15 protein-coding genes, 1 tRNA gene and 1 pseudogene are annotated in these 15757 nt (G+C 65.4%); 11 read left to right on the top strand and 6 right to left on the bottom strand.

Annotated features, from left to right (window positions below; translation table 11 throughout):
* Positions 1-4: 4 nt before the first annotated feature.
* Positions 5-382 (bottom strand): hypothetical protein, encoded by a 378-nt coding sequence (locus tag ACGFH6_RS30250; RefSeq protein ID WP_393390788.1) that lies wholly within the window; start codon positions 380-382, stop codon positions 5-7.
* Positions 383-509: 127 nt separating this feature from the next.
* Between ACGFH6_RS30250 and ACGFH6_RS30245 the strand changes: the two genes are divergently transcribed.
* The gene (locus tag ACGFH6_RS30245) at positions 510-1253 is read left to right on the top strand and encodes a multiprotein-bridging factor 1 family protein (RefSeq protein ID WP_393390786.1); all 744 of its coding nucleotides are present in this window, start codon (positions 510-512) and stop codon (positions 1251-1253) included.
* Complete coding sequence (locus tag ACGFH6_RS30240; RefSeq protein WP_393390784.1) at positions 1253-1729, top strand: NUDIX hydrolase; 477 nt, start codon at positions 1253-1255, stop codon at positions 1727-1729. The genes ACGFH6_RS30245 and ACGFH6_RS30240 overlap by 1 nt, the downstream gene beginning before the upstream one ends.
* On the opposite strand, the gene ACGFH6_RS30235 is transcribed toward ACGFH6_RS30240, so the two are convergent.
* Both ACGFH6_RS30235 and ACGFH6_RS30230 read right to left on the bottom strand, forming a co-directional pair.
* Positions 1726-2274 (bottom strand): HD domain-containing protein, encoded by a 549-nt coding sequence (locus ACGFH6_RS30235; protein WP_393390782.1) that lies wholly within the window; start codon positions 2272-2274, stop codon positions 1726-1728. The genes ACGFH6_RS30240 and ACGFH6_RS30235 overlap by 4 nt on opposite strands.
* A 483-nt stretch (positions 2275-2757) precedes the next feature.
* A complete protein-coding gene (locus tag ACGFH6_RS30230; RefSeq protein ID WP_393390780.1) occupies positions 2758-3339 on the bottom strand; it encodes a helix-turn-helix domain-containing protein in 582 nt (193 codons plus the stop codon).
* A gap of 345 nt (positions 3340-3684) precedes the next feature.
* Here ACGFH6_RS30230 and ACGFH6_RS30225 point away from each other — a divergent pair, with 345 nt between their 5' ends.
* The 9 genes and pseudogenes from ACGFH6_RS30225 to ACGFH6_RS30185 all read left to right on the top strand — a co-directional run bounded on the left by ACGFH6_RS30225 (position 3685) and on the right by ACGFH6_RS30185 (position 12543).
* Positions 3685-4722 carry an ATP-dependent DNA ligase gene (locus ACGFH6_RS30225; RefSeq protein ID WP_393390779.1) on the top strand — a complete coding sequence of 346 codons (1038 nt, stop codon included), beginning with the start codon at positions 3685-3687 and terminating at the stop codon, positions 4720-4722.
* A gap of 188 nt (positions 4723-4910) precedes the next feature.
* Positions 4911-5783, top strand: a pseudogene (locus tag ACGFH6_RS30220) (integrase core domain-containing protein); the annotation flags it as partial.
* Between the two features lie 543 nt (positions 5784-6326).
* A complete protein-coding gene (locus ACGFH6_RS30215; protein WP_393390777.1) occupies positions 6327-7430 on the top strand; it encodes a tyrosine-type recombinase/integrase in 1104 nt (367 codons plus the stop codon).
* 62 nt (positions 7431-7492) lie between these two features.
* The gene (locus ACGFH6_RS30210; RefSeq protein WP_393390776.1) at positions 7493-9370 is read left to right on the top strand and encodes a tyrosine-type recombinase/integrase; all 1878 of its coding nucleotides are present in this window, start codon (positions 7493-7495) and stop codon (positions 9368-9370) included.
* Positions 9360-9761 (top strand): DUF6262 family protein, encoded by a 402-nt coding sequence (locus ACGFH6_RS30205; RefSeq protein ID WP_393390775.1) that lies wholly within the window; start codon positions 9360-9362, stop codon positions 9759-9761. The genes ACGFH6_RS30210 and ACGFH6_RS30205 overlap by 11 nt, the downstream gene beginning before the upstream one ends.
* Before the next feature lie 3 nt (positions 9762-9764).
* Positions 9765-10391, top strand: a complete 627-nt coding sequence (locus tag ACGFH6_RS30200) for an NUDIX domain-containing protein (RefSeq protein ID WP_393390773.1) — start codon at positions 9765-9767, stop codon at positions 10389-10391.
* A 119-nt stretch (positions 10392-10510) separates the two neighbouring features.
* Positions 10511-10954, top strand: coding sequence for an NUDIX domain-containing protein (locus ACGFH6_RS30195; RefSeq protein WP_393390772.1), 444 nt, complete (start codon positions 10511-10513; stop codon positions 10952-10954).
* Between the two features lie 155 nt (positions 10955-11109).
* A complete protein-coding gene (locus tag ACGFH6_RS30190) occupies positions 11110-11448 on the top strand; it encodes a hypothetical protein (protein ID WP_393390771.1) in 339 nt (112 codons plus the stop codon).
* A gap of 957 nt (positions 11449-12405) precedes the next feature.
* A complete protein-coding gene (locus ACGFH6_RS30185; RefSeq protein ID WP_393390770.1) occupies positions 12406-12543 on the top strand; it encodes a hypothetical protein in 138 nt (45 codons plus the stop codon).
* Between the two features lie 553 nt (positions 12544-13096).
* Here ACGFH6_RS30185 and ACGFH6_RS30180 read toward each other — a convergent pair.
* The 3 genes from ACGFH6_RS30180 to ACGFH6_RS30170 form a co-directional block, all read right to left on the bottom strand.
* The gene (locus ACGFH6_RS30180) at positions 13097-13774 is read right to left on the bottom strand and encodes a hypothetical protein (protein WP_393390769.1); all 678 of its coding nucleotides are present in this window, start codon (positions 13772-13774) and stop codon (positions 13097-13099) included.
* 581 nt (positions 13775-14355) lie between these two features.
* Positions 14356-14460 (bottom strand) — tRNA-Ser (locus tag ACGFH6_RS30175).
* 475 nt (positions 14461-14935) lie between these two features.
* Positions 14936-15643 carry an XRE family transcriptional regulator gene (locus ACGFH6_RS30170; protein WP_393390767.1) on the bottom strand — a complete coding sequence of 236 codons (708 nt, stop codon included), beginning with the start codon at positions 15641-15643 and terminating at the stop codon, positions 14936-14938.
* Between the last annotated feature and the right edge of the window lie 114 nt (positions 15644-15757).

Below are 15757 nucleotides of genomic sequence, written 5' to 3'. Positions count from 1 at the left end.
GCGGTCAGCCACGATCTCCCCCCGCACGTGCCAAAGCTGCTGGCAGGTACTCATCGTGCCCTCCGAACGGCGAGCCGACGCGGTCCTGGTCCCGATCCACACCGACGTACGCGGCCGCAAGCAGGTAACCGTCCAGCCGGTCGAGGATCCTAACCCGGACGCTCGCGTCGAACCTTCTCGGAGGCGTGCGCCGCTTGCCCAGGACAACGAGCCGACCACCGCGGAGCTGGCCGGCCTGCTCGTGGATCCAACGCTCGGCGATGCTCCGCGCGGTCGCTTTCGGGGGCCTGCTGAAGGTGCCTGACCTCGCGGCGACCACCTGCCAACTGCCGTCTCTAGCGCGCATCGCGATCTCGAACGCGTAGCTTCTCCTGCCTGTCATGACCCCTCCTAGGGTTCGTGAAGGCAGGATGCTCCTGACGCGGCGGACAGCGTCACGGCGTGGAAGGACATTTCCAGGATGTCTCGCCTCGCCTCAAAATGTCCCGAAATGTCCTAAGTTAGATCCCGTGCCTAACGAACGACTGCGAGCGGCGATGGTCGAGCTCGGCCTGACCCATCATGCCCTGGCGGAGGAGCTGGAAGTCAACGTCAAGACGGTTGAGCGGTGGGTGGTAGGCGACTACGTACCGTTCCCGCGCAACCGACACAAGTTGGCCATCCGGCTCGGCCGGGAGGAGTCCTACCTTTGGCCGGACGCCCTTCCCCGCGATCGGGCCGCGGCTGTTTCCGAGAGTGAGATCGTCAAGGTCTACCCACAGCGATCCGACGTACCGAGAGACGACTGGCGTCTGCTCTTCGATTCGGGCACGGAAGAGATCGGCGTACTCGTCTATGCGGGTCTCTTCTTAGCTGAGGATGCAGGCATCCAGCGAATCCTCCGCAAGAAGGCTACGGCCGGCACGCGCGTACGAATCCTGCTCGGCGATCCGGACGACGAACATGTGGCCGAACGCGGTCGTGAGGAAGGCGTCGCCGACGCGGTGGCGGCCAAGATCCGCAACGCCGTCGTCCTGTACCGCGGCCTCCGAGAGATCACGGGCGTCGAGTTCCGGATGCATCGGACTGTGCTCTACAACTCGATCTACCGAGCCGACGACCGCCTCTACGTGAACACCCATGTGTACGGCCTACCTGCCGCCCAAGCTCCCGTGTGGCACCTGCGGAAGGTACCGGGCGGCGAGCTCGCCAGGCACTACCTCGAAAGCTTCGACCGAGTCTGGAACGACGCCACACCGATGACGGAGGCCTGATGCCGAAGCGAATCGACTACTACGACGATCCGAACGCGCCGGCCGCGAACAGCATGGTGCCGTCGGTGAACGTCGTCATCGAGAACGACGCAGGCGAGATCCTCATGATCGAACGCTCCGACAACGGCAACTGGGCTCTCCCCGGTGGAGCGATCGACCTCGGTGAGTCCATGTCACGAGCCGGGGTACGTGAGACCAAGGAAGAGACCGGCATCGACTGCGAGATCCTCGATGTCATCGGTATCTACACCGACCCGAAACACATCATCCTCTACACCAGCAACGGCGAAGCCCGGCAGGAGTTCTCGATCCTCCTCCGCGCCCGAGCCACCGGCGGCCAACCCACCACCAGCAGCGAGAGCACAAAGGTCCACTGGGTCCCACAGTCAGAACTCAGCGGGCTGCAGATGGATCGATCGATGCAACGCCGGATCGCCCACTACCTCGAGCCGGGCACCACGCTGTACTTCGACTAGGCGCCAGCGTCCCCAAGCCGCCGCTGCACGTTGCGCGCCGCCCTCCGAAGCGCCGGACCCGACCGAACGATCGAGCGGTGCACCACGTGCTCGCTCGGATATCTCAGGAGGATCTCGCTGAGGCGCTCCTCCACGCTGACCTGACAACCGTCGACGCCTGCGGTCAGGTCGCAGTACGACAGCGCCTCGAGCAAGTCCCCATCAGGCAGAGCAAACTCATCCGCCAGCTCAGCGATCCCGCGCTCATCAGCCTCGACCAAAGCCCCCGTATGGTGCGCCACGAGGCGACACACCAACTCATCGGCGACCACGACATCGCGCAAGTACCGCGCACCATCCAGCGGATGAAACCCGGTCACTCGGACGGCCGGCGCATAGCCGATGTCATGCAACCACGCAGCCATCTCAACTAGTTCCGCCCGCTCCCCCAGCATCCCGGCCAGACCTCCAGCCCGCCCAGCCACACCGCAGGTGTGCGCCCACCGACGCGGCAGCTCCCTCTCGAGCAGCCTTGCGGCGACCGCTCGCGCCGTCTCGACATCCATCACCCGACAGTACGGCGACAGCCTCCGACATCGCAGCGACATCTCACGACATCTTGGCGCCGGTACTTGTCTGGTTCACCTCTCGTCTCAGCAGCGCATGACCAGCGAGGTCAACATCGGACTGTCAGGTGGGACATGAGACATCAGGTTCGCTCCCTTCTCGCGGTCGCTACTGACCGCCCTACGCCAGCAGACGTACCGAAGTCGGCTTTGATCCTCGTTGCCAGACAGGCCAACAACTAAGGTCAGGCAGGCGAAGCCGCGGCCATCGCAGTCCCCTGCAGTCTGAAGCGGACCGAGATTCACCGTCATGTTCCTTGGCCTGTTCCCAACGACCAATCTCCCCGTCAAATGCGGGAGTCCATCCGAGCGTGGCGTGCCCGTGGACTTGCGCGGACTGGCCGCACGCCTGGGCGCTTGGCGACGACGAAGCATCATGGTGGGATGCGAGTCCATCTCTCCTGCGCACGCCGATGAATGGAGTCAGCTCCCAGGAGCGAGAGTTGTAGGGAGCACTCCAAGTCCTTCAAAGGAGTCCTCAGCGTCTCGCGTCCGCACGTACATCGTGAGGTGCTCGCGCCGAAACCAATACTGTCCTCGCGAGTCGCGGTCACAGGGAAGCCGGCCAGACCTGGCGAGCCTGTGGACCGTGCTCTTGGAGAGTCCGAGCATCTCCGCCGCCGTCGTGACGTTCAACCGGCATTCTCTGCCGCTGGGCGGCGGGTGGGCGTCGGCGTAGCGTTCGATCTCCCGCCGGAAGACAGGGAAAGTCGCGTTTGCGAATGGACCGAGCTTGCCTGCTGCGTGCAGCTGGCGGACCTCGGCAATCGATCGGTGCAGAATGCGGCCGGCCTCGCTGAGGGACATCGGCTCCCCGCGATCGCGGAGCACTTCCACGGAAGGACGATGGTACCGGCGGTAACCGCTCCCGAGTTCGATGAGGCCGCGGTGCGCCATCCGGTGAACGGTGCTCTCACTCACCCCGAGGACGTCGGCCGCCTTCTCCGCCGAGATCCATTCGTCATCACGCGGGCAGGCGGCACCCACCGTGTCCTTTGTGGTCAAGACTCCAGCATCGGGTCGACCATTTTCGAGCCGCCTGGCTGCAGAAGCGTACCGGCCACCCATGTCTCCAGCCTGCCACGCCAAACGTCCACGGCGCCGCCGATCCGGGGTTTCGGGCGGGTACCGGGGCTGGAGGCAACCGAATCGGGCGCCGTCCGGCGACATGAGCTGAGGTCTGGGCGCATGCTGGTGATGTGGCCGGCGTCTGGCGGTGCGGGAAGTGCGACGGGGCAAACGTTCCGGAGCACCATCGGTTCTGCCCGTACCGCGACCGCCGACTCACGGTCCGAGGCGTGAAGATCATCGTGTGGCCGCCATTCCACCGACCGGGGGACAGGAATAGCGATGACACCGGCCAAGCAACGCACTGACCCGGGGGAGGTCCGGATCCCAGCCGATCTGGCCGGGCCAGTTGAGGTTGCCCTAGCGCGTTCGGTCGACGAGATCCCAGGACCGCGCGCACTACCTGGCGGTTCGCGCTACGAGGTGAAGTGGGACGGCTACCGGGTCGCGATCGTGCGCCGCGGTGACCAGGCACGGCTGTGGACCCGCAACCGTCATGACATCAGCGACCGGTTCCCCGACATCGTTACCGCCGCGATTCAGCAGCTGCCCGCCGGCCTGGTCCTGGACGGTGAACTGGTCATCCTGGGAGCCGATGGCCGGCTTAGCTTCGATGCACTCCAACAGCGGCTCGTGACCAGCCCGACCAAGGCCCGCGCCAAAGCCGCCCAGCTACCGGCCGCGTACGCGGCGTTCGATCTGCTGGCGAACGGAGGGGTCGACCTGCGCACCCAACGCTGGACCGTGCGCCGAACGCGACTCGAGGAGCTCGCCCGCCGGTGGGCGCCACCGCTTCAGCTGACCCCTGTCACCGATGACATCAACGAAGCCCGCGAGTGGTTCGAAGTCCTCCCGGCCGCGATGGGAGTCGAAGGCCTGGTGGTAAAGGGCGCTGCCACGCGCTACGGTCCCGGTCGCCGAGATGGCTGGGTGAAGGTCAAGCACCGTGAAACCCGCGAGGTCATCGTGGGCGGTGCCCTCGGCTCGATCACCCGGCCGGAGGTTCTGATTGCAGGTCTCTACACCGCCGACGGTGAGTTGACGGTCGTCGGCCGAACCGTCCCGCTCAAGCCGGATCAGTCGGCCCAGTTGGCCGCCGTACTCGAGCCAGCCGACGACTCGCATCCGTGGCCCGACGAGATCACGTCGTACCGATGGGGCGGCCTGGACTCGAACAAGCCACTCACAAAGGTCAGCCCTACCGTTGTTGCCGAGGTCAGCGCCGACGCCGCCACCCAAGCCGGCCAGGTTCGCCACGGAATGCGCTACGTACGAGTCCGAGCCGACTTGTCACCCAGTGACCTGCCGCAACTGGCCTGAGACAGCCTGCAAATGTTATGTCTCAGGACATAGGTGACAGTTCTGCATCAGGACATCGGTGACGGTTTGGGTGTTCTTGGTGGTGACACTTCAGCCCCGACGGTTCGGGGATGGCTGCCAGTGAACCCATCGATCCTCGTGTTCGGCTCGCGATCTCGCAGTGGCCCGATGATGCTCCTCGCGGGGCGGTGTCGACGTTTTGTGCCGAGCACGGCATCTCGCGCAAGTCGTTCTACGAGCTGCGCAAGCGCGCCTTGGTCGACGGGCCGGCCGCAGTGCTCGAGCCTCGGACCCGCCGGCCGAGGACGAGCCCGTCCAAACTGAGCGACGACGTCAAGGAGCAGGCCGTCGGGGTGCGCGCCGCGCTGGAGGCCTCCGGGCTGGACCATGGGCCGGTCAGCGTGCACGACAAGATGCACGCGATGGGCTTGGACCAGGTGCCCTCGGTCGCGTCGCTAGCGCGGATCTTCCGCGAGGCTGGCGTCGCCCGTCTTGAACCGAGGAAGAAGCCCCGCTCGGCATGGCGCCGGTTCGTCTACCCGGCCCCCAACGCCTGCTGGCAACTGGATGCCACTGAGTACGTCCTGACCCGTGGGCGCAAGTGCGTGATCTTCCAGCTCATCGACGACCACTCCCGCTACGCCGTCGCCTCCCACGTCGCGTGGGGCGAGACCGCCGAGGCGGCGATCGCCGTGTTCGACCAGGCCGTGGCCACCCACGGCGTTCCGCAACGGCTGCTGTCGGACAACGGGTCCGCGCTCAACCCGTCGCGCCGTGGGCTCCTGGGCCAGCTCGTCGTCCACCTAATGGCCCTGGGCGTCGAGCCGATCACCGGCAAGCCCTACAAGCCGACCACCCAAGGCAAGAACGAACGCTTCCACCAGACCCTGTTCCGCTACCTCGACAAACAACCACTCGCCGAGACACTCGACGAACTGCAAGCCCAGGTCGACGCCTTCGACCACATCTACAACACCCAGCGACCCCACCAAGGCCTACCCGGCCGCGTCACACCCCTGACCGCCTGGGAAGCCACCGCGAAAGCCGAGCCGCCACGCCCCACCCACGACCTTCCCCGTCGTTCCAACCGTCCCGCCAACCGACCCCGACCGCCCACCATCGTCAAGAAACTGACCCCCGCCGGCATGTTCTACCTGGACAAGGTCCAATACCTGGTCGACGGGCGACGCGGCTTCCAGCAGGTCCTCGTCATCAGCGCCGGCAACAACGTCGGCGACAAGATCACCGTCACCGACCTGGAAGGCGAGATCCTCATCGAGCACACCAGACCCGCACCAGGAGTGACCTACGTCGGCAACGGCCACCCCCGCGGCCCACGCCAAGACCCCTGAACCGTCACCGATGTCCTGACACATCGAGTGTCACCGATGTCCTGAGGCAGAACTGTCACCGATGTCCTGAGACATCACAGCAGCCTGCAAACCGCTGGCCCCGAATAGAACATAGGTTCCCTTAAGCCTTCGTAACGATGTCTTTGATGTAGCCGACGAAGGTCAGGGGGTGTGTAGCCGCGGTCACCGACTGTCGTTATCTGGGGTGTTGTCGACGCTCCGGAGGCGGTTGTGGGCTTGGTGGTGCAGCGAGTGGATCTGCCGGATGGCGAGGTCTCGTGGACGGTGCTGGATGATGAGTTCTCGGTGGTCCGGCCGGTTGAGCGGTTTCTGGCGCATCTGAGTGCGGTGGACCGGTCGCCGCAGACGGTGCGGTCGTACGCGTTCGATCTGCGGGATCTGTTCGCGTTCCTGCTGCAGGCTGGGCTGGCGTGGGATGCGCTGCGGCTGGAGGATCTGGGGCAGTTCGTGGCCTGGCTGAGCCGGTCCCCGTCAGAACGGTCGGGGAACGTGACCCGGCTGCCGCAGGCTCACAGCCACTGCTCGCCGTCGACGATCAACCGCAAGCTGGCGGCGGTCGGGTCGTTCTACGAGTTCCACCCGCGGCACGGGGTGGAGTGTGAGTTCTTGTGGTCCTTACGGCCGGGTGCAGCGCGTGGAGGGTCATGGCGCCCGCTGCTGGCGCATCTGGGCGAAGGCCCTCAGCGGCGCCGCGAGATCAAGCTGAAGGCGCCGAAGAAGACGCCGCGGACGCTCACAGCGGCCCAGATCGTCGCGGTGCTGGAGGCTTGTGAGCATCTGCGGGACCGGTTCTTGTTCGCGCTGCTGGCCGGCGCGGGGCTGCGGATCGGCGAGGCGCTCGGGCTGCGTCATGAGGACATCGACACCGCCGGCGGCCTGATCCGGGTGCAGCCGCGGGGCAACGTCAATGGCGCCCGGGCAAAGACCGGCCCGCGGGACATCCCGGTCGCTGCTGGGCTGCTGCGGTTGTATGCCGACTACTTGTTCGACGAGTACGGCGCACTGGACAGCGACTACGTGTTCGTCAACTTGTGGGCCGCCCCGATCGGGGCACCGATGGGCTACTGGACGGTGACGGATCTAGTCGCGAGGATCCGCAACCGGACAGACCTCGTATTCACGCCGCACTGGTTTCGTCACACCTACGCCACCGAACTGCTGCGACGCGGCGTTCCTGCCGAGGTGGTGCAAAAGCTCCTCGGGCACGCCTCGGTGGCCACCACGATCGACACCTACGAACATTTAGAGGTCGAGCATCTGCGGATGGTGCTGCACGATGCCGGCTGGCTTTCCGACCCTAGCCAGGTCACGGCACTGGCCGGTGAACGCCGATGAGCAGGCCCGCAGGACGGCTCCTGGTTCGGTCCCTGGACAGCGGCGACGGAGCGCTGGCGCGGATGCGGCTGGCGCTGGATCCGCGATTCGACGTCGAAGTCATCACCTTCGACACAGAACAGGCCGCAGCTGCGGTGTTCTCCATCTGCTGCGCAACCGGATGCCTACGGGAGGCCAGATCACACCGGTTCTGCATGACACACCGCGACCGGTGGCGAACGGCGAGCGCGGCAGGGCGAACGCTGGAAGAGTTCATCGCGTCTCCAGGAGCGACAACGAAACCGGAATCGCTGCGCCTCACCGGGTTACCTGAGCTGGTACGGGTCGAGATCGCGCTGGCTCTGCAACTGGCGGCAGGCAAGGATCAGCGGTTCTCCGTGGGCGGGCTGCGCAAACTCATCTCCACACTGCGGGATCTGCAGACGCCGAGCCTGCTGGGTGATCTGCCCGACGACCTGCGCGCAGCAGTGGAAGACCGGCGTTCGATCGGTAAGCACTTACGGGTTGCACGGCACGCGGTCCTGGCGTCGCTGGAAGAGTTCTGCCACCCGAGCGATCCCGTCGCAGAGTTCGAGCGTGACACCTGGCGATTGTCGGTCATGGGGCTGCCTGGGACGGCGGACGGATTGCTCCGGTTCGACCAGATCCCGCAGCAATGGCTACGGCATCTGGTGAAGCGGTTCTTGCGTTGGCGGATCTCGACGGGCAAGAGCTACCACCAGGTCAACCGTGACATCACCGCCCTGCAGCGCCTGGCCGACGCCTTCACTGCCCAGGCCGGGCCGGATGCTCAACCGGGCGACTTCAACCGGGCCACGATCGAGACTTTCCTGAGCCTGCTCGTCGAGCGGGGCCTAGGCCCGGCCAGCCGCGGCTACGACCTCAGCTCGGTCAGAACGTTTCTGCGCACGGCCCGGCAACAGGAATGGACGCCGCTGCTGGCAGTCTCTGCCGATGTGTTCCCCGGCGACCACCCCCGCCGCCCACTTGCTGCACCGCGGGCGCTTCCTGAGTTCGTCATGGCCCAAATCGAGGCTCCAGCCTCCCAGGACATGCTGGACCCGCCCGATCGGGTGTTGCTGCGGATTCTGATCCGCACCGGGCTGCGGATCAACGACGCCGGCCGCATCGAACTCGACTGCGTCGTCCGGGACAACCAGGCCGCGCCCTATCTGCGCTACTACAACCACAAGATGCGCCGCGAAGCGTTCGTCCCGATCGACGACGAACTCGCCACCGAGATCCGCCAGCTCCAAGAGGCCGTCCTGGCCACCCGGCCGAAGGCGACCTGCCTGTTCCCTCAGGCCACGTCGCTGGCCGGAACCAAGCCCCGCAGCCAGCCGTTCGCGCCGATTGCTGCCTGGCAAGAAACCATCGACCTGCGTGACGAACTCGGCCGGCCGTTCCGCTTCACCGCCCACCAGTTGCGCCACACCTACGGCACCCGCCTTATCAACGCCGACGTCCCACAAGAAGTCGTCCGCCGTCTCTTGGACCACGAATCCCCGGAGATGACCGCCCGCTACGCCCGGCTGCGCGACGACACCATCCGCCGGCACTGGGAAAGGGCCAGCAAGGTCAACATCGCCGGCGAAACCATCATCCTCGAAGCGAACACGCCGCTCAGCGACGCTGCCTGGATGAAAGAGAACCTCGGCCGCGCCACCATGGCTCTGCCCAACGGCTACTGCGGCCTCCCGCTCCAGCAGACCTGCCCCCACGCCAACGCCTGCCTGACCTGCCCGGTCTTTGTCACCACCCCCGACTTCCTCAGCGAACACCTCAACCAGCTGCGAGCCACGAAACGGCTCATCGCCACCGCCGAAGCCCGCGGCAACAGCAGGCTGGCCGAGATGAACCAGCGCGTCGCCGCGAATCTCGAGAACATCATCGACGCCATCCAGGCGCCCGACCCCGCGGAGACCGGCGATGCGAGCTGACAACACCAAGCACCTACTCGCCGCGGCCCAGCACCGCAGCGACGATGCCCGGCGGCGCGCTGCGCACGCCATCGAGCAACTCATCGCCGACCGGCAACCCCTGACCGTCGCCGGCCTTGCCCGTGCGGCCCGGGTCTCGCGCTCGTGGCTCTACACCCAGCCCGACCTGCTCGACCAGCTCCAGCGCCGCGCCTCCGACAATGCCACCGTCAGCACCTCCGCCACCCGTGCCTCGGACGCCTCACTCCAGCGCCGACTCGAACTTGCGCACCAACGCATCAACCAACAAACCGACGAGATCACCAGACTCCGCGCAGCGCTGGCTCGAGCCCACGGCGACCTCCGCGCCGCAACAGTCCTCGCCGCACCGACTGCTCGCCCGCGGCCGTGACGGATGGCGTCACCTGGACTGTCGACGGCCCTGAGGCGATCAGCTCAGTGCCCAGGCGTCGTTATCCAGCAGGGTTACCCAACCCTGCGGGGTCTTGGCTGTGACGGTCAGGCCCTCGCCGCCGAGGACGATGTCTGTGTGGGAGCAGCAGGACCAGACGCTCCGATGGCTCGAACGCACCGACGACGTGTTCCGCCGCAGCAAACCGGCGACCCCTCGCCGCACCTTGTCTCCTTCGTGCTGATCGACCCCAGCGACGCCAACACTTTGCTGGTCAACCACATCGTCGCCCAACGTTGGGTCCCGCCTGGAGGTCATGTCGAACCAGACGAGCACCCAGCCGATGCAGCGACCCGCGAAGCCCAAGAGGAGCTCGGCGTCATCCCCGTCTTTGCTGATCCGACCCGCAGACCCACCTTCGTCTCCATCGTCGACACAGCCGGGATTGATCACGACCACACCGACGTCAGCCTGTGGTTCCTCTTCGTCGGTCAACGAGGCATGCCTCTCGTCACCGACCCAGCCGAGTTCACCGAGGCCCGCTGGTTGACCCCACAGCAAGTCCACGCCGCCAACCGGGCCACGATCGAGACGCACTACCCCAGGTTCATCACCAAAGTCGCCCACTGACCACAAGCTCCGACGCAGACACCGCCCCCAACCCAAGGACCCGACGCCCGAAGCCGCGCGACCGTCGTTAGCGTGGACACGGCCCGATGGCCTAAGCACCGACAGCGCGGAGGAACGACATGCAGGAGCGGTACACCACGGTCGTTGACGTCTATGCCCTGCTCCAGCGCGACGACGGCAGCATCCTGCTACTGGAACGCGCGAACACCGGCTACGCAGATGGCCAACTCTGCCCACCCTCGGGACACCTCGAAGCAGGCGAAAGCGTCATCGACGCCGCGATCCGCGAGGCAAAGGAAGAAGTCGGCGTGATCATCCGGTCAAACGACCTCACCTGCGCGCACGTCGTCCACTACCGCAGCCCCGAAGGGCAGGGGCGCATCGGCATCTTCTTCCGCACCAGGCAATGGCTTGGCGAGCCAACCAACTGCGAACCAGACAAGTGCGCGGGCCTGCTCTGGGCCAACCCCGACAACCTGCCGGACAACACCGTCCCCTACAGCGCCGCAGCGATCGCTCAAATCCAGGCCGGAGCTCAATTCTCTGTCGACGGCTGGACCTAGAACCACCCAGCCACAGCCACTGCCTTCTGAGAACGGGCTCGCTGCACGACACCCACGTCGACGACACCGTCCACCACGCAGACCCGCAGGTCACAGCGCCGTTCCAGTCTCCGCGCTTAAGGGAAAGCATGTTCGATTAATGTCATCATGAGGCCATGGTGGGACGGTTCAACGTACGTGGCGGCACCGGCGATGACGACTGGTCGGTCTGGGACAACGCCGCCAACGGCCACCGCGGATCGGACCTGTCCGAGGAGGCGGCACACAAACTGGCCGCTGACCTGGAGCTGCAATACGACGTGTACGGGCCACGCTCACCAGACCACGTGCGTCGGGTCGACCCACCCGTCCCGGTCGAGAAAGCCTGGCAGCCGGCGGGCTTTCTAGACGCCTGGATCTTCGAGAAGGGAACCTGGGTCGGCCGGGTCCGCGGTCCAGGCAACAGAGTGTCCTGGATCCCGCAGGCCGAACTCCGCCGAGCAGACCAGTTCTAATGGCCAGCAACAGGGGGCCGATCATCCGCCTACAGGGCGGCCCGGGTGACAAATGGGCCTACTACGAGGACGACTTCCTGGACTGCCTGCGCGCCGCACAACGCATGGGCCGCACCGTCGATCACCCATCGGGATGGGCGCTGGCATATGAGCGGCCCACGTCCGGCCACACCTGGACCTGGCGCCGAGGACACAACTGCCACCCAGACCCGATCGATTGATCTGGCGAAGCCAGCGGCTAAGCCGCCCGTCCTCTACGAATCAGACCAGAGGTAGCAGGCTGCAGAATCTCTGCGCCGGCCGGTCTACCCGGTCGCATTGTCCCCGCTGTCCCCGCCTCAGCTCTGACCTGCGGGTTTCGCGGCAATCAGCCGGGGACACCACCTGGTGCACCTGTCCCCGCTGTCCCCGAGCAGTGACGTGACTGCGCAGCGGCATCGTCCTTCGCCGAACGCGCCAGGATGGACTACGAACTGGTGCCGATCCTCGACAACCCGATCGCCGAGGAGCTGACCATGAAGGTGATCCAGTCCATCGACTTCGAGGCAAGATCGCGAACGTGCTGCACAAGGCACACCACTAGTCACGCCTGTGGACAGCCCTGATTTGTTGGTGTGGACGGTCTGCCACGTATGTAATTCACAGACTTTTCCTTCTCCACAAGTGCGCGCAGGCGTTTCCGCAGGTCAGAGCCCTGCACGGCCAACATTCCACAACCTGTGCACAAGGTTCTCCCCAAGATGTGCACCGCAATTCCCGGGGTCTTCCACAGCTCGCCCACACCCTCTGTGGATAGGGAGCTATGCGTTTGTCACCACGTTGGTCCACCATCACTGGAGCAGTGAAGCTCCGGCGGCCGAACACCAACCGCAGAAGTGGGGGCATCCCGGAGTAGAACAGCTATGTCGACGGACTCGCGACCACCATCGATCGAGTCCACAAGAGGAAGGTCCGCAAGTGACCACACCACACCCGCCCAGGCGGCGGCGCAAGAAACGCGAGGCCAGGACCAACCCGATCAGTTGGTTGGACATCTTCCGGGCGATCCTGACCCTCGCGGCCCTGCTTTACCAGTGGTTGCACGACCACACGTAGAAGTAGCGCTCCAACTGGTGGGGGTGCTGATCTGCGCCAACAGATCGGCACCACCCCGCCACGATAGAACGCGCCCAGCTCCGCTGGCGAGCGGCCCCGGATTCCGCGCCGACACGAGGGGGATCTGCCCCGTACACAAGTTCACGTCTCCCAGCGGCGCAGGGGACAGCGGGGACGCCACCTGCTGTCCCCGCTGTCCCCCTGTCCCCCGCACTGCTCTGACCTGCGGTTTGTTCTGGATTCACGGGGGGACAGTGCCGCAATCCACCTGTCCCCGCTGTCCCCGACGCCCTTGGGCGTTGAGATGCCAGCCCCACTCATCGCGCCAATCTGGATGGTTGCGCCAGGGGGTCGAGAGTTCCTGGATAGCGTTGCGGATCACGATTGACGCGGCCGGGTCGCCGTCCCTCATCTCGCCATGCTGATCGAGCGCATCAGGCGGACCGCTGCACAGAGTCGGCGGATGTCGAGCGCGTACCGCACCATCGCCGGTCCGAGTGGTCGGTCGCGATAGTCGGCAGCAGCCGTCTCGACCTGAGTCTCCCATCCCGGGTCACGATTGCTCGATTGGCAAGGTCGGGAGGTCATCCGTGTCGGGATCTGGGCGGAGACGTGGAGGCAACTTCTTCAACGCCCGGCCTGCGCTGCCTGATCGCCTCCGCCGTCGCGAACGAGACCAGTGCTCACGACTGACTTCATCGCGGAATCTCTCGAACAGAATCCTCAGCCCTAGCGACCCCTCGCGCGAACCAGAGAGAGCCTTCGCCCGCCGGGTCACCAACTCACCCCTCACGACCTCGAAGACTTGACTGCGCTTGTCTTCCTCTCTGCTCATCCGCCGAGTCGTACCCAGGTTCATTGCCCCGACCGTGATGGCGGCTAGTTCGTTGATCCGCTCGGCCAGTTCCTCGGCCAACTGCGATGCCTGGGGTGTCGGGGCGGTTGCGGCCGAAGCCCGAAGCAGACTGGCAGCATCAAGTGCCTGCGCTACTCGCCGCTCGTGCTGGTCCATCGACTGACCCGCTGCGCTAGCGAGCTCGATGGACCTGATATCGCCACTCACCATGTTCTCCGCGTGCCGGCCTGCGGCGTAGGCCTCGGCCGCGCGCTGACTCCACTCGCGCCTTGCTGCAAAGCGCGCCAGTCGGCGGGTCGTTATTGGGCCAAGGGTGGCGGCAGTCAACGTGGTTGCAGTTCCGATCAGGGCGACCACGGTCGTATCCAGCGACATGCGCGAACACTAGCCGAGCCGTTGCCGTCCGACCGCGGCGAAGCAGCCACTAGCAGGGCAAGGCGAGGTCACGCTCTCCAAGAGGGATGTCACCGGCCCGGACCTGCCTCCCAGTAGGGCCTCGCGCCTCGACGCCTTGCGGGCTGCGGCAAACCTGCCGGTGGCTCCGGGTCGGGGCCGGCGACGCATTCAGTTTGTCGCATCTCGGTTTGGCTCGACGGAAGTTGTCCACAGCCCGCACCCCGGGCCTGTCTCCGAAGTCCCTGGAAGCTGGCCCCGCTGTCCCGAGCGCGCCGCGCACAACTCGGCAAACCCGCGGCTGGATTGCCGGCTGGTTCGCAGACACGCCCGGCTGCTACAGCAGCGGCGCCTACTAACAACCGTGATCTGCTGCCCTATGTTCCAGCCCTCGCGGCCCGAGTGGTAAGGGCTGGAACATAGGGGAGCATTGCACGCATTTTGCACGGTCAACCGAAAGCAACCGACCGCAATCAGACATGGCCGGACTCGGCCAGACACTTGCCCGTGTGACCACCACGCTGCGTTTCCGCAGGTCAGAGCCACCTTCTAGACGAGTTGAGCGGAGGGTGTGGGATTCGAACCCACGAGGACGGTCACCCGCCCTACCGGTTTTCAAGACCAGCACCATCGGACTCTGCAGACAGAAAAAATGGCCGCTGAGCACCATCTCGAAGATGCAAACACCCACGGCCCGGCGCCGATGCTCAAGACCGCCGCCGCAATATGACCTGAGCTGACGAGCTCGCGCCGAGGAAGTTTCCATGACAGTCCGACGCAACTTGAGCAGCACACACAGAACGAAGCCCGGCCGCGCTCGTCCGTGACGGCACAGTCGTGTGCCATGGTCGAGATCTCGACGTCGCGATTCGGGTTACCCACCGACTGCGAAATCGACCTTCGAGTGCACGACAACGGCGGCACCTGCGGCCGCTTCCTCATCGTCGCGTCTCATCCTTCCGCCACAATGACAGTAGCAGTCGCCCAGGCAGAGCAGGTCGGTGCGGTCCTGGCGACGCACGACAGATCGTCGTGACTAAGCGGTGACCCGATAGACGACGCCGTCTCCGGCCGCTGACGGGTTCGTCGCTCACCGAGGTATAGCGCGTGAACGCCATCAACTGGCGATCTGGAGGAGGCTGCTCACCCGCGGGATGGGACTCCTTTCGCCCAGATCGCATCGAAGCTTGCGAAGTACGAGCGGAGCATTTCGCTGTCGCCGGAGTGGCGGTAGTGGTAGACGGGTGAGCTGGCCGCAGGGACACCGTAGGCGTGCTGGTTGACCAGCAGTTGATCATCGGCGCGGTACATCGAGTTGTAGAGAACGGTGTCATGCAGCTTCAACTCGACACCGTCACGCTGGACAAGCGAGCTCAGGAGCGCCAGGGAGTTTCGGATCTTTGCCCCCATCGACTCGCCGATCTCCTCCTCTGCCCCTCGCTGGGCGATGTTCTCACCGTCCGGGCATCCGAGGGCGATCTTGATCTGCACGCCGGCTTCGCACTTCTCGGACAGCAGACGGACGATGCGGGCGTCCTCTGCGAGGAAGAGCGCGCTGTAGGCGAGGATGCCGATCTCCGACTCGGCGGCACCGAAGAAGGACAGCCAACTCGTCTGGCTGATCGCGGATCGCCGTGGATAGACACCGGCGATTTCGGCAGGTCGAGTCGTCGCCGTGGCCAGGGCGCTGAGCTCGGGCCAGATCGCTTCTGCCTCGGCACCCAGCAGCCTGGCCAAAGCCTCGCGACGATGCGGATGCGGTAGCTGACCGCGCATCCAGTTCCGGACCGTCTTGGGGTCGACGGACAGTTTCACCGACAGGTCGAGCTCGGTCAGATCTGCGTCGTACATCAGACGCCTGAGCACTTTGTTCACTGGGATCGTCACCTCTTACCAACCGGTAGATGTCGGTAAATGTCTGATCGGACAGTAGCACGGAAATGTCCGCAAATGTCCGTAGACGGG

Source organism: Kribbella sp. NPDC049227, from assembly GCF_043197265.1.
GTDB lineage: Bacteria > Actinomycetota > Actinomycetes > Propionibacteriales > Kribbellaceae > Kribbella.
This window is presented reverse-complemented; position numbering and strand designations above follow the sequence as displayed.

Excerpts from the sequence above, each read along its gene's own strand:
- ACGFH6_RS30250 (WP_393390788.1), bottom strand. The coding sequence starts at position 382 with ATGACAGGCAGGAGAAGCTACGCGTTCGAGATCGCGATGCGCGCTAGA.
- ACGFH6_RS30240 (WP_393390784.1), top strand. The coding sequence starts at position 1,253 with ATGCCGAAGCGAATCGACTACTACGACGATCCGAACGCGCCGGCCGCG.
- ACGFH6_RS30235 (WP_393390782.1), bottom strand. The coding sequence starts at position 2,274 with ATGGATGTCGAGACGGCGCGAGCGGTCGCCGCAAGGCTGCTCGAGAGG.
- ACGFH6_RS30225 (WP_393390779.1), top strand. The coding sequence starts at position 3,685 with ATGACACCGGCCAAGCAACGCACTGACCCGGGGGAGGTCCGGATCCCA.
- ACGFH6_RS30210 (WP_393390776.1), top strand. The coding sequence starts at position 7,493 with ATGCGGCTGGCGCTGGATCCGCGATTCGACGTCGAAGTCATCACCTTC.
- ACGFH6_RS30205 (WP_393390775.1), top strand. The coding sequence starts at position 9,360 with ATGCGAGCTGACAACACCAAGCACCTACTCGCCGCGGCCCAGCACCGC.
- ACGFH6_RS30200 (WP_393390773.1), top strand. The coding sequence starts at position 9,765 with ATGGCGTCACCTGGACTGTCGACGGCCCTGAGGCGATCAGCTCAGTGC.
- ACGFH6_RS30195 (WP_393390772.1), top strand. The coding sequence starts at position 10,511 with ATGCAGGAGCGGTACACCACGGTCGTTGACGTCTATGCCCTGCTCCAG.
- ACGFH6_RS30190 (WP_393390771.1), top strand. The coding sequence starts at position 11,110 with ATGGTGGGACGGTTCAACGTACGTGGCGGCACCGGCGATGACGACTGG.
- ACGFH6_RS30180 (WP_393390769.1), bottom strand. The coding sequence starts at position 13,774 with ATGTCGCTGGATACGACCGTGGTCGCCCTGATCGGAACTGCAACCACG.
- ACGFH6_RS30170 (WP_393390767.1), bottom strand. The coding sequence starts at position 15,643 with ATGTACGACGCAGATCTGACCGAGCTCGACCTGTCGGTGAAACTGTCC.